This window comes from Pseudomonas sp. CFBP 13602, assembly GCF_014842725.1.
Taxonomy (GTDB): Bacteria; Pseudomonadota; Gammaproteobacteria; order Pseudomonadales; family Pseudomonadaceae; genus Aquipseudomonas; species Aquipseudomonas baltica.
Genome location: NZ_JACYVT010000006.1, coordinates 54,859 through 77,063, shown reverse-complemented (window position 1 = coordinate 77,063; position 22,205 = coordinate 54,859). Strand labels below are relative to the sequence as shown.

At 63.1% G+C, this 22,205-nt stretch carries 20 protein-coding genes; 12 read left to right on the top strand and 8 right to left on the bottom strand.

Annotation, left to right across the window (positions count from 1 at the left end):
- Nucleotides 1-127: 127 nt before the first annotated feature.
- Nucleotides 128-400 (top strand): hypothetical protein, encoded by a 273-nt coding sequence (locus IFU31_RS13720; protein WP_122477368.1) that lies wholly within the window; start codon nucleotides 128-130, stop codon nucleotides 398-400.
- A 115-nt stretch (nucleotides 401-515) separates the two neighbouring features.
- Here the strand turns inward: IFU31_RS13720 and IFU31_RS13715 are convergent, their stop codons facing one another.
- The gene (locus tag IFU31_RS13715) at nucleotides 516-1,421 is read right to left on the bottom strand and encodes a polyprenyl synthetase family protein (protein WP_185793039.1); all 906 of its coding nucleotides are present in this window, start codon (nucleotides 1,419-1,421) and stop codon (nucleotides 516-518) included.
- A 223-nt stretch (nucleotides 1,422-1,644) separates the two neighbouring features.
- Here IFU31_RS13715 and fni point away from each other — a divergent pair, with 223 nt between their 5' ends.
- The 5 genes from fni to IFU31_RS13690 are packed head-to-tail and all read left to right on the top strand — an operon-like array spanning nucleotide 1,645 to nucleotide 7,606.
- Nucleotides 1,645-2,691 (top strand): type 2 isopentenyl-diphosphate Delta-isomerase, encoded by a 1,047-nt coding sequence (fni, locus tag IFU31_RS13710; protein ID WP_192103274.1) that lies wholly within the window; start codon nucleotides 1,645-1,647, stop codon nucleotides 2,689-2,691.
- A complete protein-coding gene (locus tag IFU31_RS13705; protein ID WP_192103272.1) occupies nucleotides 2,688-3,962 on the top strand; it encodes a glycosyltransferase in 1,275 nt (424 codons plus the stop codon). Before fni ends, IFU31_RS13705 begins: the two co-directional genes overlap by 4 nt.
- Nucleotides 3,959-5,134 carry a lycopene beta-cyclase CrtY gene (gene crtY / locus IFU31_RS13700; RefSeq protein WP_192103269.1) on the top strand — a complete coding sequence of 392 codons (1,176 nt, stop codon included), beginning with the start codon at nucleotides 3,959-3,961 and terminating at the stop codon, nucleotides 5,132-5,134. The genes IFU31_RS13705 and crtY overlap by 4 nt, the downstream gene beginning before the upstream one ends.
- Entirely contained in the window at nucleotides 5,121-6,611 is a 1,491-nt protein-coding gene (locus IFU31_RS13695; RefSeq protein ID WP_192103267.1) for a phytoene desaturase, read from the top strand. Before crtY ends, IFU31_RS13695 begins: the two co-directional genes overlap by 14 nt.
- The gene (locus tag IFU31_RS13690; RefSeq protein WP_192103265.1) at nucleotides 6,608-7,606 is read left to right on the top strand and encodes a phytoene/squalene synthase family protein; all 999 of its coding nucleotides are present in this window, start codon (nucleotides 6,608-6,610) and stop codon (nucleotides 7,604-7,606) included. Before IFU31_RS13695 ends, IFU31_RS13690 begins: the two co-directional genes overlap by 4 nt.
- Here IFU31_RS13690 and IFU31_RS13685 read toward each other — a convergent pair.
- From IFU31_RS13685 to IFU31_RS13675, 3 genes are all read right to left on the bottom strand, one after another.
- Nucleotides 7,488-8,024 carry a sterol desaturase family protein gene (locus IFU31_RS13685; protein WP_122477356.1) on the bottom strand — a complete coding sequence of 179 codons (537 nt, stop codon included), beginning with the start codon at nucleotides 8,022-8,024 and terminating at the stop codon, nucleotides 7,488-7,490. The genes IFU31_RS13690 and IFU31_RS13685 overlap by 119 nt on opposite strands.
- A gap of 77 nt (nucleotides 8,025-8,101) precedes the next feature.
- Nucleotides 8,102-10,297 carry a TonB-dependent receptor family protein gene (locus IFU31_RS13680; RefSeq protein ID WP_192103264.1) on the bottom strand — a complete coding sequence of 732 codons (2,196 nt, stop codon included), beginning with the start codon at nucleotides 10,295-10,297 and terminating at the stop codon, nucleotides 8,102-8,104.
- Between the two features lie 142 nt (nucleotides 10,298-10,439).
- Nucleotides 10,440-10,649 (bottom strand): hypothetical protein, encoded by a 210-nt coding sequence (locus tag IFU31_RS13675; RefSeq protein WP_122477353.1) that lies wholly within the window; start codon nucleotides 10,647-10,649, stop codon nucleotides 10,440-10,442.
- Between the two features lie 248 nt (nucleotides 10,650-10,897).
- Here IFU31_RS13675 and IFU31_RS13670 point away from each other — a divergent pair, with 248 nt between their 5' ends.
- The 4 genes from IFU31_RS13670 to IFU31_RS21900 all read left to right on the top strand — a co-directional run bounded on the left by IFU31_RS13670 (nucleotide 10,898) and on the right by IFU31_RS21900 (nucleotide 13,216).
- Nucleotides 10,898-11,158 (top strand): hypothetical protein, encoded by a 261-nt coding sequence (locus tag IFU31_RS13670; protein ID WP_163007545.1) that lies wholly within the window; start codon nucleotides 10,898-10,900, stop codon nucleotides 11,156-11,158.
- A gap of 106 nt (nucleotides 11,159-11,264) precedes the next feature.
- Nucleotides 11,265-11,531, top strand: coding sequence for a DUF6555 family protein (locus tag IFU31_RS13665; protein WP_122477350.1), 267 nt, complete (start codon nucleotides 11,265-11,267; stop codon nucleotides 11,529-11,531).
- A gap of 231 nt (nucleotides 11,532-11,762) precedes the next feature.
- Nucleotides 11,763-12,989 carry a zinc-dependent alcohol dehydrogenase gene (locus tag IFU31_RS13660; RefSeq protein WP_122477348.1) on the top strand — a complete coding sequence of 409 codons (1,227 nt, stop codon included), beginning with the start codon at nucleotides 11,763-11,765 and terminating at the stop codon, nucleotides 12,987-12,989.
- A 128-nt stretch (nucleotides 12,990-13,117) separates the two neighbouring features.
- Nucleotides 13,118-13,216 (top strand): hypothetical protein, encoded by a 99-nt coding sequence (locus IFU31_RS21900; RefSeq protein WP_446730936.1) that lies wholly within the window; start codon nucleotides 13,118-13,120, stop codon nucleotides 13,214-13,216.
- 99 nt (nucleotides 13,217-13,315) lie between these two features.
- Here the strand turns inward: IFU31_RS21900 and IFU31_RS13655 are convergent, their stop codons facing one another.
- Together IFU31_RS13655 and glgX are read right to left on the bottom strand one after the other, a co-directional pair.
- Entirely contained in the window at nucleotides 13,316-14,896 is a 1,581-nt protein-coding gene (locus IFU31_RS13655; protein WP_192103262.1) for a GGDEF domain-containing protein, read from the bottom strand.
- Between the two features lie 260 nt (nucleotides 14,897-15,156).
- A complete protein-coding gene (glgX, locus tag IFU31_RS13650; RefSeq protein ID WP_244657677.1) occupies nucleotides 15,157-17,331 on the bottom strand; it encodes a glycogen debranching protein GlgX in 2,175 nt (724 codons plus the stop codon).
- 227 nt (nucleotides 17,332-17,558) lie between these two features.
- Here glgX and IFU31_RS13645 point away from each other — a divergent pair, with 227 nt between their 5' ends.
- Nucleotides 17,559-17,999 carry a response regulator gene (locus IFU31_RS13645; RefSeq protein ID WP_122477343.1) on the top strand — a complete coding sequence of 147 codons (441 nt, stop codon included), beginning with the start codon at nucleotides 17,559-17,561 and terminating at the stop codon, nucleotides 17,997-17,999.
- The gene (locus tag IFU31_RS13640) at nucleotides 17,992-18,999 is read left to right on the top strand and encodes a sensor histidine kinase (protein WP_192059865.1); all 1,008 of its coding nucleotides are present in this window, start codon (nucleotides 17,992-17,994) and stop codon (nucleotides 18,997-18,999) included. Before IFU31_RS13645 ends, IFU31_RS13640 begins: the two co-directional genes overlap by 8 nt.
- Nucleotides 19,000-19,015: 16 nt before the next feature.
- On the opposite strand, the gene hpxO is transcribed toward IFU31_RS13640, so the two are convergent.
- Both hpxO and poxB read right to left on the bottom strand, forming a co-directional pair.
- Nucleotides 19,016-20,173, bottom strand: a complete 1,158-nt coding sequence (hpxO, locus tag IFU31_RS13635; protein WP_192103260.1) for an FAD-dependent urate hydroxylase HpxO — start codon at nucleotides 20,171-20,173, stop codon at nucleotides 19,016-19,018.
- A gap of 168 nt (nucleotides 20,174-20,341) precedes the next feature.
- Nucleotides 20,342-22,060, bottom strand: coding sequence for a ubiquinone-dependent pyruvate dehydrogenase (gene poxB, locus IFU31_RS13630; RefSeq protein ID WP_185793029.1), 1,719 nt, complete (start codon nucleotides 22,058-22,060; stop codon nucleotides 20,342-20,344).
- Nucleotides 22,061-22,205: the final 145 nt, after the last annotated feature.

Sequence of the window (22,205 nt, the reverse complement as noted above, 5' to 3'; positions counted from 1 at the left end):
GCAAAAGTTTGTTTTTTTTGTGCGGCGCCTGTGCAGGCGTGATTGCAGACGCAAGGAATCTCTCGCGCCTGACCGAGTCACAATGGCGTAACCGATGCATTTTCATTCAGCAGTCAGAGAGGCATTCATGAGCAACGTCGAACTTGAGCACGAAGTACTCACCCGTTTGCTGCACGCGCATCCCCACGGCCTGGGCAAGGAAATTCTCGACAATTACCGCGGCGAGAAGGCAGTGGCCGGAATGATCAAGACGCTGCAGGAAAAAGGCCTGATCCAGGGCAAGCCGGTCACGGTCGAAGACCACGAACCCGCGCTCGAATACCCGATAAAACTGAGCAGCGCAGGCGTCGACGCCGCGAAGAAACACGATGCGGAGAAAGGCAGCAACCCGCACGCCTGACGATCAGGTAGCGCAGACCTTCAACCTGATCGAACAGCAAAGGGCATCGAGCGTACTCGATGCCCTTTGTCGTGAAGGGGCATAATTCGGGAAAAGGAGTATTGACAGGTGAAGGTCACGCGCAGGTAGCGGCCTTGACGAATATCAGCTGCAGGAAGCGGCTGATGTGATCATCCTGCGCATAGGCGTCGGCCAGGCAGGCGCGAGCCTTGTCCAGGTGTTCCTGCAGGCGCCGCTTTACTTCATCCTCACCGCACAGCGCCATGAAGGTCGACTTGCCGTCGTCCTTGCCCTGGTCCTTGGCCGTGGCTGGGCTGTGATCATGAAGATCGTCGTACAGTTGGAAGGCCTGCCCCAGTTCCAGGGCAAAGCACTGCAGCACGGCGCGTGTAGGCGGTGGTGCATCGCTGATCAGGTAGGCCATGTCCATGATTGCGCTGAACAGCACGCCGGTCTTAAGGTTGTTGGTGGCGGCAATTTCCTCTGCGGTGCGCGGGTGCAGGCCTTCGCGCAGGTCTTGCAGCTGACCCCGGGCCAGACCTTGAGCACCGATGGCGTTGGCCAGTATTTCCACCAACTGGGTTCGAATCGAAGGCTTCAGCCCGTCGATGCCCGCCACCACGGCGAAGGCCCGCGACAACAGCGCCACTGCAGCCAGAATGGCAACGTCTTCGCCAAACGCCAGATGCGTGGTGACACGGCCCCGGCGCAGCCTGGCGTCGTCCATGCAGGGCATGTCATCGAGCACCAGCGATGCGGCGTGGACCATTTCCACCGCGCAGCCCAGATCCAGGGCCGCCTGGTCGCTGGCTCCCAAGCCGTTCGACGCCAGGATCAACAGGATCGGACGCATGCGCTTGCCCGGCGCCAGGGCACCATCGCGCATCGCCGTGGCCACGAGGTCGCGCTCATTGCTCGCCGTGGGCAGCAAGGCGTCCAGGCGCGCTTCGATGGTCGTGCGCAACAAGGCCATGTGCTCGGTGAAACCGCTATCGCTGGTCGCAGACGTGTCAGCTGTCATCGTTCCCTCTGTTCTTGTTTCGAGTCCTGCGGCCGCCGGAGACGAGGTATCGGCATGGCCTGGCGCGGGCAGCTGCGCTCCTAAACAAGGAACGACTGCGCAGCGCCGATGCCTGAGCCTGTGAAGATGGACATACGTTATGCGAATATGAGCGCGCCGTACAACTCTCTACCATGGACAGACCGCAGGCGGCCGTAAATGATTCCTGAGCAATGGAGCTGACATGAAGCACGACGAGTTGAGTCGACGCAAGGATGACCACCTGGACATCGTTCTGGACCCGCTCAGGGCCGGTACACGGGCGGGCGCCGGCTGGGACGTGGTCCAGTTCGAACACTGTGCGCTGCCCGAACTGGACCTGGCAGACATCGACCTGAGCAGCTCGTTGCTCGACATCGCCCTGCGCGCACCCTTGCTGATCAGTTCCATGACCGGTGGCGCCCTGCGCTCCGTGGCGATCAACCGTCACCTCGCCGAAGCGGCGCAGGCGCTGGGCATCGCCATGGGTGTCGGCTCGCAGCGGGTCAGCCTGCAGACCGGCAACGACCAGGGGCTCACCCGCGACCTGCGGCGCATCGCCCCGGACATCCCGCTACTGGCCAACATCGGTGCAGCGCAGTTGCTCGAGAAAGACGGCATGGACCTCGCTCATCGTGCGGTCGACACCCTCGAAGCCAACGGCCTGATCATTCATCTCAACCCGTTGCAGGAAGCGGTGCAGCCCGAAGGCGACCGGCACTGGCGCGGCGTGCTGGCGCAGATCGCCCGTGCAGTGACCGTTCTGAAAGTACCGGTGGTGATCAAGGAAGTCGGCGCCGGGCTCTCGGCCAGCGTCGCGCAGACCTTGGTCGAGGCCGGCGTGCAGGTCATCGATGTAGCGGGCGCGGGCGGTACCAGCTGGGCCGCAGTGGAAGGTGAACGCGCCACCCGCGCGGCCGATCGCGCGGTGGCCATGGCATTCGCCGGCTGGGGCATTCCCACGGCGACCTGCATCCAGACCGTGCGCCAGGCCTTGCCGCAGGTACGCTTGATTGCCTCGGGCGGCGTTCGCGATGGCGTCGATGCAGCCAAGGCCATTCGCCTGGGCGCGGACCTTGTTGGCCAGGCCGCTGCCGTGCTGCCAGGCGCAACGCTGTCCACCGAAGCGGTGATCGAACACTTCGAGGTGGTCATCCGCCAACTGCGCGTGGCCTGTTTCTGTACCGGCTCGGCCAATCTGTCAGGCCTGCGCCATGCCCGCCTGCTGGGTCCGCAGGCCCTGCCTCGATGAGCCACTTCGGCGTCGTGGCGCCCGCCTACTACAGTCATTTTCACGCCCTGCAGGCTTTGGCCGAGGAATTGATGCGACGAGGCCACCGTGTCACGTTCTTCCACCAGGCGGACGCCGCGCGCTGGGTCACGGCTCCCGGTATCGGCTTCGCAGTGCTGGGCCAGGCCAGCCATCCGCCCGGCAGCCTGCAGCGCAGCCTGCGTCTGGCGGCAAACCCAGGCACACCGTGGGGCCTGCGGCAGATCATCGAGCAATTGGCAGCGACCACCCGCATGTTCTGCGACGAGCTGCCGGCAGCCTTGGCGCAACACGGCGTCGACGCGCTGCTGTGCGACCAGATGGAGGCTGCCGGCGGCCTGGTCGCGGAAAGCCTGGGGCTGCCCTTCGTTTCGATCGCCTGCGCGCTGCCGGTCAACCGTGAGCCGGGCCTGCCGTTGCCGGTGATGCCCTTCGCCTATGCCACGGACGAGCGCAGCCTGCACATGTACCGCGGCAGCACCCAGGTCTACGATTGGTTGATGAAGCCCCATGCGCGCGCCATCCAGAGCGCTGCGAAAACCCTCGGCCTGGCGCCACGCAGTGCGTTGCACGAATGTCTTTCGCCACTGGCGCAGATCAGCCAGACCCTGGCCGGCTTCGACTTTCCCCGCCAGCACGCCCCGCCCCACCTGCACGCCGTCGGCCCGCTGCGCAACGCTGCCATTCAGGCCCAGGGGCACTGGCCAATCGACCCGCAACGCCCGTTCGTCTTCGCCAGCCTGGGCACCCTGCAAGGCCAGCGCCTGGCCATGTTCGAGCAGATCGCCAAAGCCTGTCGACGACTCGACGGGCAATTGCTGATTGCTCACTGCGGCCTGCTCGACCCTGCTGCGGAGCAACGCCTGCACCGCTTGGGCGCAACATGGGTGACCGATTTCGCCCCGCAGCAGTGGGCCCTGGAGCAGGCCGATGCGGTGATCACCCACGGCGGGTTGAATACGGTCATGGATGCCATCGCCAGCTCGACGCCCATGCTGGTGATGCCCATCGCCTTCGACCAGCCAGGCGTGGCGGCGCGGGTGCGCCATCACGGCCTCGGCCGCCATTTGCAACGCCGCGCGCGGTCTTCGCGCATTGCCCAGGTGCTGCGCGAGGTACTCGACATGCCGACACCGGCCTTTGCCCGCTTGAAGGCAGAACTGGCCAGCGCGGGTGGCACGGCCAAGGCGGCGGCTATCGTCGAAACCGCGGTGCGCACGCGGCAACCCGTAGTGGCCGGAGCCCCGTCATGACCTACGACCTGATCCTCGCCGGTGCCGGCCTGGCCAATGGCCTGATCGCCTGGCGACTGCGCCAGGTGCGCCCGGAGCTGAAGGTACTGTGCATCGATTCGCAGCAGAGCCTGGGCGGCAACCATACCTGGTCGTTCCACGATGGCGACCTGACCGCCGAGCAGCACCACTGGATCGAACCCCTGGTGGTCAAGCGCTGGCCTTGCTACCAGGTACATTTCGCCGAGGTCTCGCGGCGACTCGACAGGGGCTACGCCAGCATCACCAGCGAGCGCTTTGCCGAGGTCATCACCCAGGCCCTGGGCTCGAGCCTGCGCCTGGGCGAAACCATTGCCGAACTGGGCCCGCGACACGTGCGCCTGGCCAGTGGCGAGACGCTGCAGGCCCAAGCGGTGATCGACGGCCGCGGCGTGCAGCCCAGCCGCCACCTGGTGCTGGGCCAGCAGGCATTCGTCGGCCAGCTGCTGCGCCTGCAACAGCCCCACGGCCTGCTGGGGCCAATCATCATGGACGCGCGGGTCAGCCAGGGCGAAGGCTATCGCTTCGTCTATGTGTTGCCATTCACGGCTGATACGGTGCTGGTCGAAGACACCCATTACGTGGATCGCCACACCTTGAGCTGCGATCAGTTGCGCGAGCATATCGCCGATTACGTGCGCTGGCAGGGCTGGACAATCGCCGAGTGCCTGCGCGAAGAACAGGGCGTGCTGCCGATCACCCTGGCCGGCGATTTCGATGCGTTCTGGCAGCAAGCCGCCGGCCAACCCCTTTCCGGCCTGCGCGCCGGCCTGTTTCACTGCACCACAGGCTATTCGCTGCCCCATGCTGTGCGCCTGGCCCAGTGGCTGGCGGAGCAGACCGACCTGGACGCCGACCGCCTGTTCACGGGTATCCGCGAACATGCACGCCAGCAATGGCAGGCGCAGGGTTTCTATCGCCTGCTCAACCGCATGTTGTTCCTGGCCGGCAAGCCTCAGGATCGCTGGCGGGTGATGCAACGCTTCTACCGCTTGTCGCCCGCGCTGATCAGCCGATTCTATGCAGGCCAAAACCACTGGCGTGACCGCGCCCGGATTCTCGTCGGCAAGCCTCCCGTGCCCGTCGACGAGGCCGTGCGCGCCGCCCTCAGATCTTCTCCCCGGCAGTTCGAGAACCCCCATGAATCCAGCTAAAACCGCCATCGTCATCGGCGCAGGCTTCGGCGGCCTGGCCCTGGCGATCCGTCTGCAGGCCGCAGGCATCCACACCACCTTGCTGGAAAAGCGTGACCAGCCCGGAGGCCGAGCCTATGTCTACCGCGACCAGGGCTTCACCTTCGACGCCGGCCCGACCGTGATCACCGACCCTTCGGCCATCGAAGAGCTGTTCACCCTCAGTGGCAAGCGCATGGCCGACTACGTCGATCTGCTGCCGGTCAAGCCGTTCTACCGGCTGTGCTGGGAAGACGGCACGAAGTTCGACTACGCCAACGACCAGGCCGAACTGGACCGCCAGATCCATGCCCTGAACCCACCGGACGTCGCCGGCTACCAGCGCTTCCTGGCCTACTCCCAGGCGGTATTCAAGGAAGGCTACCTCAAGCTTGGCGCGGTGCCCTTCCTGTCGTTTCGCGACATGCTCCAGGCGGGTCCGCAACTGGCTCGGTTGCAGGCGTGGCGCAGCGTCTACTCGATGGTTTCAAGCTTCATCGAGCATGATCAGTTGCGCCAGGCATTCTCGTTCCACTCGCTGCTGGTGGGCGGCAACCCGTTCGCCACCTCGTCCATCTACACCCTGATCCATGCCCTGGAACGCGAATGGGGCGTGTGGTTTCCCAAGGGCGGCACCGGCGCGCTGGTGCAAGGCATGGTCAAGCTATTTCAGGACCTGGGCGGTACCGTGGAGTTGAATGCCGAAGTGGCGAAGATCGACGTCGAGCACGATCGGGCCACGGCAGTGCATGCGCGCGACGGCCGCAGCTGGCGCGCCGACTGCCTGGCCTCGAACGCCGACGTGGTGCATACCTACGCCGACCTGCTGGGCGAGCACCCGCGCGGTCGACGCGAGGGCAAGCGCCTCAAGGGCAAGCGCTTCAGCAACTCGCTGTTCGTCATCCATTTCGGCCTGAAGCGCCCACAACCGCAGTTGCAACATCACACGGTGTGCTTCGGTGCGCGCTACCAGGCGTTGATCCACGAGATTTTCAACGGCGCCGAACTGGCGACGGATTTCTCCCTGTACCTGCATGCGCCCTGCATCACCGACCCCAGCCTGGCGCCACCGGGCTGTTCGAGCCACTACGTATTGTCGCCGGTTCCACACCTGGGCAATGCAGCCATCGACTGGTCGGTGCAGGGCCCGCTGTACCGCGACCGGATTTTCGAATACCTGGAAGAGCACTACATTCCCGGCTTGCGCGAAGATCTGGTCACCTGCCGCATCTTCACCCCGGATGATTTCCAGACCGAACTCAACGCGCACCTGGGCTCGGCGTTTTCGCTCGAGCCGGTGCTGCAGCAAAGTGCCTGGTTCCGCCCGCACAACCGCGATGCGCAGTTGAACAACGTCTATCTGGTCGGTGCCGGTACCCATCCAGGCGCCGGGGTGCCGGGTGTGATCGGCTCGGCCAAGGCGACTGCCGGGCTGATGATCGCGGACCTGCATTCATGAGCACGCCGGCGCCGGATCCGGCGCTGCGCGAACATGCCGAGCAGAGCATCGCCGTGGGTTCGAAAAGCTTCGCTGCAGCCGCCAAGCTGTTCGACGAACGCACGCGGCGCAGTGCGGTGATGCTGTATGCCTGGTGCCGCCATTGCGACGACGTGATCGACGGACAACAGGCCGGCCACGACGCGGTATCGATCAGCGCTGGGGAAGCGCAGCGGCGGCTGGCCCTGCTGCAGGCCCAAACCCGTGCGGTGTACGCCGGGGAGCCTGCCGGCGAACCAGCGTTTGCCGCGTTCGCCGAGGTCGTGCGCGAGCACGGCATTCCCGAACACAACGCAATGGAACACCTGGCCGGGTTTGAAATGGACGTGCTGGACCGCCGCTATCACACCCAGGACGACACACTGCAGTACTGCTACCACGTGGCTGGGGTGGTCGGCCTGATGATGGCGCGGGTCATGGGCACTGACGATCCACGCACCCTGGATCGGGCCTGTGACCTGGGGGTGGCGTTCCAGCTGACCAATATTGCCCGAGACATCGTCGAAGACGCGCGTATCGGCCGCTGCTACCTCCCCGCGCAGTGGTTGGATGAGTTGAACATTCCGCTGCAGGCACTGGCCGCGCCTGAGCACCGGCCGGCCGTGGCAGTGCTCGCCCAGCGCCTGGTCAACCTGGCCGAACCCTACTACGCCAGCGCCCAGGCCGGCCTGGCTGCCCTGCCCTGGCGCTCGGCCTGGGCCGTGGCGACCGCCGCCGCGGTGTACCGACAGATCGGCGTGAAGGTGGTTGCAGCGGGCAGCCATGCCTGGGATGCCCGCATTTCAACCTCGAAGGCAGAAAAGCTGGCAGCCGTGAGCCAGGGCGGATGGCGCGCCGTCAGCGCTCGCTGGCGGCAGTGGCCGCAGCGCCCTGCGCAGCTGTGGAGTCGGCCTCGTCCGCCTTGCGCAGCGGCCCCTGGTGCAGTGCGCGAAGCTGAGCACGCAAACGCGTCGTAGAAGGCGCGAACAGAAAGCCGAAGGAGACGCAGCGCTCCTTGCCCTCTACCGCGTGGTGCATCAAGTGCGCCTGGTAGAGGCGCTTGAGGTAACCACGTCGGGGCACCAGGTGAAACGGCCAGCGCCGGTGCACCAGCCCATCGTGAACCACGAAATACAATGCGCCATAGGCAGTCATGCCCGCGCCGATCCACTCCAGCGGATGCAGCCCCTGGGTCCCCAGGGCAATCAGCACGATTGCCAGCCCTGCGAACACCACCGCGTACAGGTCGTTCTTCTCGAACCAGCCGGTGCGGGGCTCGTGATGGGAACGATGCCAGCCCCAGCCCCAACCATGCATGAGGTACTTGTGGGCCAGGTAGGCAACGCCTTCCATGGCCGCCAAGGTGATGAAAAAAACCAGGCTGTTGAGGATCACTGCTGCTCTCTGCCAAAGCGGGTAGGCCACTATCTTAACGCAACCGGCGCGACCCTGGCCGGCTGCTCATCGCCTGGTCAGCGCAAGGTCCAGGAAATGCCCGCATAGACACCCAGGCCGTCGCCGGGGGTCGAGCGCGCCACGTCACGGCCCTGATCGTCATAGCCCGGAGTGACGGTGCTGGCATAGCGTTTGTTGGTCAGGTTGCGAACGTCCAGCCAGGTCTGCCAGGTGTCGTCCGGCGCGGCGTAGCCCAGGCTGGCACCGAACAGGGTATACGGCGCCGCGTAATAGGAATTGGCATAGTCCACGGCAATGCGTGAGGCGTGTTGCACGTTGAGGCCGGTGTACACACCGCTGGGGTGGTCGTAGCGCAGTTCGGCCTGATAGTAATGCTCGGGCAGGCCGGGCAGACGGTTGTCACCGAACCGCGCATCGTCACGGTAGTGGAAGTCACTGTAGGTATAGGTTTGCCGCAGTGCCAGGCGGCCGGCCTGGTGGCCGTCCCACAAGGGGCTGTCCAGTGCCAGCTCGATACCTTGATGCACCGTCGGGCTTGCATTGGCCTCGCCAATCACTTGCGAGCGCGTGGCCGTGGCGGCCTGGGTCTCGACGCTGAGCAGTTCGTGACGCACCTGCGAGTAATACCAGGCCAGGTCCCATTGGCCGAACCAGGCCTCCCCTCGCCCGCCCAGTTCCAGGGTGGTAGCGCTCTGGTTGTCGAGTTCGACGCCGTTGCTCTGCAAACCCGTGGCCGCACCGCTGCCCGCCGCGAAGTAGCGGTTGGAGCCCCAGATCATCGACCACGGGTGCGGCGGTTCCACCGAACGACTGAGGTTGCCGAACACCTGCAACTGCGGGCTGTAGTCGTAGCGCAGGCCCAGGCGTGGCGCGTAGTCCCAGGCATGCAGGCTGACGCGGTCGTTGGTCACCGGGTAACTGACTTCCGTCTCGCGGCGCGTGTACAGGGCGGCCAGTCCACTGGTCAGCCAGAGGTCCGGCAGCAGCTCCAGTTCGTTGCTGACGTACAGCGTATGGTCGGAGCCTTGGTAGCTGTAATCGCGGGTGCGCGTGCCAGGTGCATACCCAGCCGTGTTGCCGACCGGCACGCGGACGAATTCCGACACTCCGGAATTGGGCAATGCCTTGGTGCTGCGCCACCCCACTGTGGTCTTGCTGACATGCCCGAGCAGGTCGTCCTGGCGCACATAGTTCAACGTGCCGCTGACATCGGTGTAGGCCACCTTCATCCGATTGGTGCCTTCGCGCAGGTCCATCGGGTAGTCGTGATAGACCAGCCCGGCTTCCAGGCGGGCACCGTCATCCAGGTGCCAGGTGGTCTTGTTGGCCAGCCAGGTACTGCCCGGCTGGATGCGCTTGGAGTCGCGCGCCAGGTTCAAGCCATTGGCCGCGCGAGGGTCGTGGGCGATCTGCCCGCGGGTCAGTCTGCCGGGCGTGTCGTTGTCGGTCTCGCGATAGCGGAAGAAAAACCGGGTCTCCAACTGCGGGCTGAAGCGATAGCCGAAGTTGCCTGCAGCGCCACGGCTGCCGCCGGCGCTCTGGTCCTGGAAGCCGTCGTAGCTGGAATCGGTCACGCTGAAATAATAGTCGGCATCTCCCAGCACCTGGCCGGAACTGACCTGGCGCTTGCTGTAGCCATGGCTGCCCACTTCGTAGCGCAGCTGCAATCTGGCGGCGTCGTAGCCGGTACGCGTGACATAGTTGATGGCGCCGCCCAGGGCCAGCGCGCCACGGTCGAAGCCATTGGCTCCGCGCAGCACCTCGACACGGCTCAGCCACAGCGGTTCGAGCAACTCATAAGGCGTGCCACCAGGGCCGGTCAGCGGCAGGCCGTCGAACATCTGGTACAGCCCCGAAGAATGCGCGCCGGGACCGCGGTTGATGCCCGAACCACGGATGGAGATTTTCGCACCTTCGTTGTTGGCAGCGCGGGCATAGATGCCTGCCTGATTCCTGAACAAGTCTTCATTGCCCGCCAGCCGCCCGCGCTCACTCGCTTCGGCGTCGATCAGATTGGTACCGCCCGGGACCGAGTGCAATGCCAGACCTGCCTCGTCCAGCTCGCTCACGCGGGCCTCGCTGACCTCGACAGCCGGCAACTCCATGACCTGTGCCGCGAGGGCACACGAAGGTGCGCCGAACACGGCAGCCAAGCCCAAGGCAGGCCATCGGGGCGAGCGTGACAGGGCAATCGAAGACAGGCAGTGGGGACGGCCCCCGACATGAAGACGGGGCGCAGAGGGTTGCGGCATGGAACGGATCCTTGAAGAGCGGTATACCCGAGAACGGTCCGGGTCTGGCAAGCGGCGCGGCCCCAGCCTCGGGCCCGTTGGGGAGGATTGACGCTCGTGATGGCCCAATGAGCACATTGGTGGGTGAAATGCCCCGCAGCGGTCAGACTTCGCTGCGCAGTTCCTCGAGATAGCGGGTGCCGCGCACGGTGAGGGCCAGCCGCGTCCGGCTATCTGGGGTGACCGTGGTAACCACGTAACCGACCAGCAGCAACGCGCGCAGGGCGAAACCGTCCTCGCTGCCGAATGCCTGCCATTGGGCGCTCTCTATCAGCGTCAGCAGCCGCTTGTAGTTAGCCTGGTCTTCCGTCATCGCTAGCCAGCCTCCGTTGCATCCATTGCACGTGCCGCCAGCTTACTCAAAAGCATCGACCAGGGCACAGGAAAAAGCATGCCGGAGGATCCCGAGCATGGAAGTGGCGGCTGCGGCCGAGCCGTGGAAAAACCAATGGCAGCAGGGAGGCGGTTTCGGCCAACATCAGCTATAGCTTTTACAGCCCCGGGCAATTTCAGCCGGTTTATTCCCCTGCCTTCTCATCATCGACCGTCAAGGGTGACTCCATGGCTTCCATCGAAGCGGTACTAGCAGGGCTCGACCCGCCCCTCAAACATGAAACCCACATGGAAGAAGGGCTGCTCAACCTGACCCTGATCGACCCCAATGTCCCCGCGCAAGTGATGCGCAGCCTGTCGCCCCATGAATACAAGGACAGCACCACGTTTCGCCTGCTGGTGCTGTATGCGGTCAACGAAATCCGTGGCAAGGGTTCCCATGCGCCACTGGAAGTGATGCCCGCCGTCGAGTGGGACTCGCACACCTGATTGCAGAGGGCTCGCCAGGCAAGCGACAACTCGTCGCTGTGCCACACATTTTCTGAATCTTTCCTGCGTATCACAACTCAATGATGAGTCAACGCAGGAGATCACCATGCCGAACCCAACACTGTTCATCATTGACTACCGGCTCCATGGAGCGGAAAAGTCGTTCATCATCCGTCTACCGACCCTGAACAATGCCGATGCCTGGCATTGGGCAAGTTGTGATGCAGGGGTCGGTGTCATCCCCAAGTTCGGCCGCGAACGGGTGCAGAAAGTCAGCAAGCCCAAGGCCGAGCAGTATGGGATTACCGATGTGCGCTGGAGGCCGTCCGGCCAGCAGGCACGTGAAGAACTGGGAATCGAAACGGCTCATTGAGCCGTCCGATCTGCGCTTCGCTTCATCGCCTTGGTATCATCCGCTGTGGCAGGACCATGCCGGGGGTTGCCCACGCAACCCCCGCAGCCAATCCGCAATCCCCCTCGCCGCACCCTCGCTCACTCATCGAACATCGGAATGATTCCTGATTCCGCTGAGCATATCCGCTTGAACTTCCCGGTTTTGGTATCCCTCTGCTGATAACCATCCCTGATCAAGAGGCTGAAGAACATGAGAGCACTTACCTACCACGGCGCTCACGACGTCAAGGTCGACACCGTTCCCGACCCCCAGCTGCAGGATGCCGACGACATCATTCTGCGCGTGACGGCCACCGCCATCTGCGGCTCCGACCTGCACCTGTACCGCGGCAAGATACCCACGGTGGAACACGGCGACATCTTCGGCCACGAGTTCATGGGTGTGGTCGAGGAAGTCGGTACCGGCGTCACCGCCGTCAGTCCCGGCGACCGCGTCGTCATCCCTTTCGTGATTGCCTGTGGCAGCTGTTTTTTCTGCAATCTCGACCAGTTCGCAGCCTGCGAGACGACCAATACGGGCCGCGGGGCGATTCTGAACAAGAAGTCGATTCCACCAGGGGCGGCATTGTTCGGTTTCAGCCACCTCTACGGCGGCGTGCCCGGGGGGCAAGCCGAATACGTGCGGGTGCCGAAAGCCAACACCGGTCCGTTCAAGGTGCCAGGCACACTTGCCGACGAGAAGGTGCTGTTTCTTTCCGACATTCTGCCAACCGCTTTCCAAGCGGTGAAGAACACCGAGATCGGCCAGGGCTCAAGCATTGCCATCTACGGCGCCGGTCCCGTCGGGCTGCTGTGCGCCGCCGTGGCGCGGATGCTCGGCGCCGAGCGTATCTTCATGGTCGATCACCACCCCTACCGCCTGGCGTATGCACAACAGGCCTACGGCGTGATTCCGATCAACTTCGATGAAGACGATGACCCTGCCGACACCATCATTCGCCAGACTCCGGGCTCGCGCGGTGTCGACGGCGTGGTGGATGCGGTGGGCTTCGAAGCCAAGGGCAGCACCACCGAAACCGTGCTGGCGGCATTGAAGCTGGAAGGCAGCAGCGGCAAGGCGCTGCGCCAGTGCATCGCGGCCGTGCGTCGCGGGGGCGTGGTCAGCGTGCCCGGTGTATACGCAGGGTTCATCCACGGCTTCCTGTTCGGCGATGCATTCGACAAGGGCCTGACCTTCCGCATGGGCCAGACCCACGTGCAGCGCTATCTGCCGGAGTTGCTCGAGCACATCGAAGCAGGCCGCCTGACGCCTGAAACCATCATCACCCACCGCATGTCGCTGGAACAGGCTGCCGAAGGCTACAAGATCTTCGACAAGAAACAGGAGGACTGCCGCAAGGTCATTCTCACGCCTGGCGAGCCGACCATCGAAGCCCCGGTTGTCGAGCCTACCGCAGGCGTCATTCCGGCGCTTTGAGGTACCCCACAACAAGGCTGGGCAGTGCCCGGCCTTGGCCACTGCAAAGCAACGGACCGGGATAACCGATCGACATGGGATGAAACGAGCGCCGAGGGCCGCTGTCTAGAGCAGTAACACCCATTGATGTGAGTCATCCCATGTTGAAGTTTCTTGGCAGTACCGTCGGTATCATCTTCCTGATCGGCCTGGTCGTGGTCATCGGCCTGTTCAAGCTGGTCTTCTGAACCCTGTCGGGGCACTCATCGAGTGCCCCTGCCCTGCCTGGGCCGCTGTGCACTCGCCGCTATCTCCAGAATGTCAGCCGCCTTTCCCGCCACTGCCTGTCAAACGGCGCCCGCCATCGCCACCCCTTGCCGACCTTCCAGCTTGACCTGATACATTGCCTGATCGGCCGCCTTGAGCAAGGTGTCCAGGTCTTCACCGTGTACGGGGCACAGCGAGATCCCGACGCTGCCCGACAGTGACAGCGCACCGACGCTGGTGCCGATTGGCAACTCGATCGCATCCAGCAGCTGCTGCGCCTTGAGGATCACGCTGTCCGGATTGGTCAGATCGGAGACCAGCGCGACGAATTCATCGCCACCGTAACGCGCGACCGTGTCGTAATGGCGCACTGTCTCGCGCATGCGTTTGGCCAATGCCTGCAGCACCTGGTCGCCCACCGCGTGGCCGTGCTCATCGTTGATCTGCTTGAAATGGTCGAGGTCGATCAGCATGACCGCGAATGGGACGCCTTGCTCGGTCCATTGCTGCAGTGCCTGGGTGAAGCGGTCTGCCAGCAGGTAACGGTTGGGCAACTGGGTCAGGACGTCGTGGGTGGCCAGGAATGCCGAGCGCTCATGCTCCAGTTCGGCGGCCTCGATGGCCGAGAAATGCCTGACCAGCACCATCGGCACCACCACCAGGCTCGCCATCAAGATTGCCAGAATCAACAGATTTCCCGGACCCAGCACGTCCATCAGGCGTAGTTGCCGTTGAAAGCTGAGGGAAACAGGTTGCGTAGGACTGTCCACGTACACACTATCGGTCAGCCGCGGCAAGGCAAGTTCGTCCCACCAACGCCCCGCCACCGGCTCCATGGCGACCACCTGGCTGGGGCTGTCAGGGCTGTGCAACTGAGCACTCACTGCCACACGCGAGTCGCTGTTGTGGCGCACGATGGCACCGAGCAGTGCATCGGTCTTGATCAGCAGCATGGCCACCATGGTGCTGCCGAAGAAATTCGGCAAGGTGTGCTGGGTATCCTCATCGGGGCGCGACACCGACTTCATGAGAATGTAGGCGTTGCCGCCTTCGTGCAGGGCGAACACCGGCGACACCACTGGCAGCGGGTTCTGACGAATACGCGCCAGGGCGTTGGCCAGGTACGGCACGGTTTCCAGGCGCACGCCATAGATGACGCTGGCCTGCGGCAGCTGCGGCGACATGAACAGGATGGGCCAGGTCGCTTCCGCCATGGCTCGCGACCCGCCGACCCCAGGCTCGGCTGGCGCTACGCCCTTCATGTGCGCGTCTTTGACCTCGAAATTCTTCAACTCGAAATCGGGCAGCCAGGTGCGCCGCAGCAATGCCGTGAAATCGAATTGCTCGTCCACCGGGACGCTGCGCGCCACTTCCAGCATGTAGATGTGCGGGTACGCCGCCAGCACGGCCGCGCCGTAGCGGGCTGCCGCATCGGTATCGCTCTGCTTGACCGCCTGCAGGAATGCCGCAAAACCTGCCAGTACGGCATCGTTGGTGTCGAGCTGATTGCGTACGGTGCCGGCGATGCTCTGTACATACTCGGAGAAGCGGGTTTCCTGCCGCTGGATTTCGGACCGCAACAGCGAGAACGCCGAAAACACGATCAAGCCGAGCGCCAGGCCGATAAAACCTGCGAGCGATGGGCGGCGTCTGATCAACATCGTGGCAATATCCAACGCACGGGCGTGCACGGGCAGCAAGTTTCGGGGTCGTCGAAGGTCGTCATGTGTGGCTGCGTAAGGGCAGCAAAGGATGAGTTCGACGGTACACATGGCCGCCAGTCACGGGGTTGACCGGCGCCTGCAGAGCAAGCTAGCAAATTGCCATCTCAGCGTCTACAGCGTCTCGTCGCTATCGTGGAAGGACAGATGCCCCACGTTGGCCAGGACTGGCCAACGTGGGGCATCGAGTTACAGCGGTATCAGCGACGCTTCTTGCTCACTGGCTTGGCCAGTTCGAACATCAGTACCGAACGTCCGGTGACGGCGTACTCGGTGCCGAAGTCGAACGACTCACCGGCTTCGAAGTCGGTCTGGTTGGTGTCCAGTTGCAGGATCCAGCGCTTGCCTTCCGGCACTTCCGGCAAGGTGAAGCCAACCACGTCATGGTGCGCGTTGACCACGATCAACAACGAATGGTCGACCCCGGCGCGGCGGATACCACTGGACTGGGTGCGGCCATCGAGCAGGATGCCCATGCAGCGGTTGCTGCCGTCCTGCCACTGCTCGACGCCCATCTCGCTGCCGTTGGGCTGGATCCAGCTGACATCCTTGATGCCCAGGCTTTCGTCGTAGGCACCGGTGAAGAAGCGATTGCGGCGCAGCAGCGGGTAGCGATTGCGCAGCTCGATCAGGTACTTGACGAAGTCCTGCAGCTCGCTGCTCTGCTCGCTGATGTTCCAGTCAACCCAGCCGATTTCGCTGTCCTGGCAGTAGGCGTTGTTGCTGCCGCCCTGGGTACGAGCGAACTCATCGCCCGCCAGCAGCATCGGCGTGCCCTGGGCAAAAAACAGCGTCGCCAGCAGGTTGCGCATCTGCCGGTAGCGCAGCGCGACGATTTCCGGATCGTCGGTCGGACCTTCGACGCCGCAGTTCCACGAGCGGTTGTCGGAGTGGCCGTCGCGGTTGTCTTCACCGTTGGCTTCGTTGTGCTTCTCGTTGTACGACACCAGGTCGTTCAAGGTGAAGCCATCGTGCGCGGTGATGAAGTTGACCGAAGACGCCGGCTTGCGACCACGACGGTTGAACTGGTCGCCCGAGCCCAGGAAGATTTTCGCGAAATCGCCGAGCATCTCGTCGTCGCCCTTCCAGAACGCACGGGAGATGTCGCGGAACTTGTCGTTCCATTCCATCCAGCCCGGCGGGAAGTTGCCCACCTGATAGCCGCCCGGGCCGCAGTCCCACGGCTCGGCGACCAGCTTGACCTTGGCCAGCACCGGATCCTGGCGGCAGGCGTCGAGGAAACCACCGCCTTCGCTGAAGCCATGGGCTTCACGACCCAGAATGGTCGCGAGGTCGAAGCGGAAGCCGTCCACGCCCATTTCCGAACTCCAGTAACGCAGGGAGTCGGTGACCATCTGCAATACGCAGGGGTGGCTCATGTTCAGGGTGTTGCCGGTGCCGGTGTCATTGATGTAGTAACGCGCATCGTCTGGCATCAGACGGTAGTAGTTGGCGTTGTCGATACCCTTGAGCGACAGGGTCGGGCCCATCTCGTTGCCTTCGGCAGTGTGGTTGTAGACCACGTCGAGAATCACTTCCAGGCCGGCCTTGTGGAAGCGCGAAACCATGACCTTGAATTCGGCGATCGACGAGCCGGCCATGAAGCGGGCATGCGGCGCGAAGAAGCCCAGGGTGTTGTAGCCCCAGAAGTTGTGCAGGCCTTTTTCCAGCAGATGATTGTCATCAAGGAAATAGTGAACCGGCATCAGCTCTACCGACGTGACGCCGAGCGAACGGATGTATTCGACCACGTCGTTCTCGTGGAAGGCGGCGAAGGTACCGCGCTCGGACTCACGCACCGAAGGGTGGCGCATGGTGAAGCCGCGCACGTGGGTTTCGTAGAAAATGGTCTTTTCCCACGGCACGTTCGGCTTGGCTGTGTTGCCCCAGGTGAAGGCCGGATCGATCACACGGCAGCGTGGCATGAACGGTGCACTGTCACGCTCGTCGAACGACAGGTCGCCGTCTTCATGGCCCACGGTGTAGCCGAACAGCGCGTCGTCCCACTTCAATTCGCCCGAGATCTGCTTGGCGTAGGGGTCGATCAACAGTTTGTTGGCGTTGAAACGGTGGCCGTTGGCAGGGTCGTATGGACCGTGCACGCGGTAACCGTACAATGTGCCCGGGCGCGCATCGGGCAGGTAACCGTGCCAGATCTCGTTGGTGAATTCAGGCAAGGCGATGCGTTCGATCTCTTCGACGCCGTCGGCATCGAACAGGCACAACTCAACCTTGGTGGCGTTGGCGGAAAAGATTGCAAAATTGACGCCCGACCCATCCCAGGTCGCGCCCAATGGGTACGGCAAGCCCTCGCTGACACGGCTGGCGGGACGTTCCTGGCTTGACGCACTGTCATTCATTGATTGATCAGACATGATCAAACACTCCGGAAATAGGTTGAGCCTGAGCTCTGAGGTAGACGACCAAAACGGTCTACTGATAGAAGCGCGCGCAGCCGAACAGTTCAGGATATTTTTCAGCGTGGAATCAAGATGTGGTTAGCAGCCGACAACGCGAGATTGAACGCACTGGTTTATTGACGCTCTTAAAACAAGCTTTGCAAGAAGAGCGCAAGCGCCCTTGAAGAGAATGAGTTAACTCAATGCGTATCCTGCTGATAGAAGACGATCCAATCCTGGCGCTACTGGCCGAGATAGCTCTGGAGGAAGATGGCCATGAGATCATCGGTCCTGCGTATGACGTCGCCGGAGCGCTGTCACTGGCGCACGAGCATGTCATCGACGTTGCATTCGTCGACATCAATCTGGATGGACACGACGAAGGCGTAGGCCTGGCGCAGACGCTCTACGAGCAATTCAAAATCCACTCGCTGTTCGTCAGTGGCCAGATTGATGTGGCCAAGGCCAACAGCGGCTACGCGTTGGGTTTGCTGTCCAAGCCCTACAGCCCCAATGACCTGTCGCGCAGCGCACACATCGTGCATTCGCTGGTCAAAGGTGAACTACCCTTGAATCGACCGCTGCCAGTGCCCTTGAAGCTTTTCACAGAATCGCGCGGCCTATATGGAAAGAAGCATGAGTGAACCCACAGATCTCCCGGGCATGGGACCAGGACTTGGTGAAACCGAGTTTCGCGAGTTGGCTGACAACGCGCCGGTATTGATCTGGCGCGCGGGTACCGACAAACAGTGCGATTGGTTCAACAAGCCTTGGCTCGATTTCACCGGCAAGACTCAGGACCAGCTCTGCGGCTATGGCTGGGGCGACGACGTGCACCCCGATGACCTGGAGATGTGCACGCGCAATTACGAACAGGCCTTCGACGCCCGCGAGTCCTTCACTACCCCGTATCGCCTGCGTCGCCACGACGGCAGCTACCGATGGTTTCTCGACCACGGCGCGCCGTTCTATCGCCAGGGGGTGTTCGCCGGCTACTTCGGCAGCTGCACCGATATTACCGCACAGAAAGAGCTCGAGGCGCATCAGGACGTTCTGGTTTCCGAGCTCAATCATCGGGTCAAGAACAACCTGCAGCTGATCATCGCTTTCCTGCAGATGTCCAAGCTGCGCGCCCAGGGCGACGAAGCGCGGCAACTGCTCGAATCGGCCATCGCGCGTATCCAGGGCGTGGGTACGGTCCAGGCCGAGCTGTATCGCAGTGCGTCGGGCACCGTGGATCTGGCGCATTACCTTCCTCACCTGGTACGGGCATCGATCCAGGCCGAGCGCGACGACAGCATTCACCTGACCGTCGATACCGAAACTGCCCACGCCCCGTTCAAGCTGGCTTCGGACCTGGGCTTGATCGTCAACGAGCTGGTGGCCAACGCCATCCATCACGGCAACCAGCGCACCACCCATATCCACTTTGCACTCAAGCGTCTCGGTACAGGTGACCTGCAGTTGACGGTGAGCGATCGCGGACCAGGCTTCTCCCCGGCGCAATTGTCGAATGCAGGCACGTCGGGGTCCAAGCTCAGTGGCCAGGGGTTGATCGGCGCGCTGGCCAAGCGTTGCGGTGCGGTTCTCAACCGCAGCAACGCAGAGGGCGCCGTGGTTACCTTGACCTTGCCGCACCCCTAGACAGTGCAGTTGCGCGCTACAGCGGGCTGCCCTCGTCGGTCTTGATCAAGCCACCCAGAATGTCGCTGCCATCGCTGCCTGCCAGCGTTGCGTACCATTGCCGGGTTTCTTCCGGCACTTCGCCGTGGATGATCGCCGCCCGCTGGCGCGCCTTCACTACCAGACCGGCGACCCGCTCCGCGCGTGCAGCCTCATAGGCCGCCAACGCGGCTGCCGGAGTCAGCTCGCGTTCGATGCAGCGGGCCAGCACCCAGGCATCCTCCATGGCCTGGCAACCGCCCTGCCCTATGTTGGGGGTCATTGCATGGGCCGCGTCGCCCAGCAGCGCAACCCTCGTGCCGACCAAATGGGGGACTCGCTCGGTGTCATGGATTTCCACTCGCGCAACGCTGGCCGGATCCAGCCGTTGCAGAAGACGCTGCACCGGGTCGGGCCAGCCGGCGAATTGCTGCTCGAGTTCGGCGCGATAGCCTTCACGGACGTTGGCCGTTCCTGCCGGCAACGGTACGTCGAAGAAGAAATACAACTCACCGTTCCCCATGGGCATCAACGACACCCGCTTGTGGTCACCCACGTACTGCACCCATTCATCGGCGGGTGCCAGGTCGGGTGCCGACTGGATGCGACCATTCCAATTGACGTAGCCGCAATAGCGCCGCGGAATCGGTCGGCCGGCAATCTTGTCGCGCAACAGCGAGTGGGTGCCGTTTGCCGCTATCAGCAGGTCGGCTGTCACCGTTTCACCCGTCGACAACATGACCTGTACATGCTTCTCGCTTGCCTCATAGTCCAGGCAAGCAACTCCAAGGCTCACATTCTGCATCTCCACCGCCTCGAGCAGAATGCTCTGCAGACGCGCACGGGCGATTGGAAAGGCTCGACGCCGGGCGTGGCTGTACAAGGGTTGCAGATCGAAACGGGTGAGCAGGCGGCCTTGGTGGTCGCTGTAACTCATGGTCTGCATATGGCCGCCCGCTTGCTCGATGGACCCACCCAGGCCCAGCGCGTCCATCACCCGCACACCATTCGGCCAGATGGAAATGGCTGCGCCGACCGGGGCCAGCTCTGCCGCACGTTCATAGACGTGCACCCGGTGGCCAGCCTGACGCAGGGCCACGGCGGCGCTGAGGCCACCCATGCCGGCACCGGCAATGACGATATTCAAGGCTTTCATGGCTTCTCCACTGAGATCGGTTCGATCCGAGACCGTGCAAAAAGCTGTCCAAGTGATCAGGAACCGCTATCAGCCGAGATTACGCCGACTAGCCAGGTGTGCCCAGTGAGGGCTGGCGTCAAACCGGTGCGTCGCTGCCGCGTGCGCACCGGTTTGCAGCGTCGGGACTCAGCGCAGGAGGTTGTTCTTGGCCAGACTGACCAGTTCCTTGGCTCGCCCGTCGAGTACCGCACGCATCATGAACAAGCCGAAGCCCTTGACGTTGGCTGCCGTGATTTCCGGCGGCATGATCAATTCCTGACGCTCGCTGACCACATCCACTAAAACCGGCCCATCATGCTCGAACGCCTCGATCAGGGCGGCACGCAGATCCTGCGGTTTCTCCACACGGATGCCCTTGATACCCATGCCCTGGGCGAACGTGGCGAAGTTCGGATTCTTCAGCTCGCAGCCCACGTCCACCAGACCGCTGGCCTTCATTTCCATTTCGACGAAGCCCAGCGTGCCGTTGTTAAGCACGATGACCTTGACCGGCAGGTTGGCCTGGCTGAGGGTCAGGAAGTCACCCATCATCATGGCGAAGCCGCCGTCGCCGGACATCGACACCACCTGGCGGTCGGGGTAGGCCGCCTGTGCGCCGATGGCCTGGAGCATGGCGTTGGCCATCGAGCCATGGTTGAACGAGCCGATCAGGCGGCGCTTGCCGTTCATTTTCAGGTAGCGGGCGGCCCAGGCGGTGGGCGTGCCCACATCGCAGGTGAATACCGCATCGTCGGCGGCCAGCTCGCTGACCAATCGGCTGACGTATTGTGGGTGGATGATCGTGCTGTTCGGGCCGCTCTCGGCGAGGTCGTCGAGGCCCTTTCGCGCGCTGTCGTAGTCCGCCAGCGCCTTGTTCAAGTGCATGGTGTCGGTGCGTTCTTCAAGGCGTGGCAACAGTTGCTGCACGGTGTGCTTGATGTCGCCGATCAGACCGATAGCCAGTGGGCAGCGATTGCCCAATGCCTCAGGCTGCAAATCGATCTGGGCAATGCGCGAGTGCTCAGGAAAGAACTGCCGGTACGGAAAGTTGGTGCCGAGCATCAGCAGAGTGTCGCATTCCTTCATGGCATTGAAGCCGGAAGCGAAGCCGATCAGCCCAGTCATGCCCACGTCGTAGGGATTGTCGTATTCCAGGTGCTCCTTGCCGCGCAGGGCGTGCACGATGGGCGCCTTGAGCTGCTTGGCCAGTGCCACGACTTCGCTGTGTGCACCTGCGCACCCGGCACCGCACAACAGGGTGACGCGCTTGCCGCCGTTGAGAAACCGGGCGAGCTCGTCGAGTTGCCCCGGCGCCGGAACGACCACTGGCGCCTGTGGTGCAATCCACTGGCTGACCGGCGCGTCGAGCGAGCTCAGCGCCACATCGCCCGGAATCACTACCACGGCAACGCCGCGGCGACTGATGGCAACGCGCATGGCCCGCTCCAGAATCTGCGGCAATTGCTCGGGGCGCGAGACCAGTTCTACATAATGGCTGCAGTCTTTGAACAACGACTCGGGATGGGTCGCCTGGAAGTAGTCTATGCCGATCTCGCTGCTGGGAATGTGCGCTGCAATCGCCAGCACCGGCACGCCGCTGCGATGACAGTCGAACAAGCCGTTGATCAAATGCAGGTTGCCCGGTCCGCAGCTGCCGGCACAGACCGCCAGTTCACCGGTCAGGTGCGCCTCGCCGCCAGCGGCGAAGGCCCCGGCCTCTTCGTTGCGCATGTGTATCCAATCCAGCCCGCCCAACCGACGCATTGAATCGGTCAGGCCATTCAAGGAATCACCCACTACGCCATAGATGCGTTTGACACCTGCGTGCTTGAGGGTATTGACCATGAAATCGGCTGCAGTGGACATTTGGCGCTCCTTTGAAAATATAAGTTCAAGGGCTCTGAGTACCGCCACGCCGAGGGTGTTCCGCTCGATTTATTAACAAAAATTATAGAATTGGCCCACGGGTTCTATAAGGGCGCCTGCGGCTGCGCGCGAACCGGGTATTCAA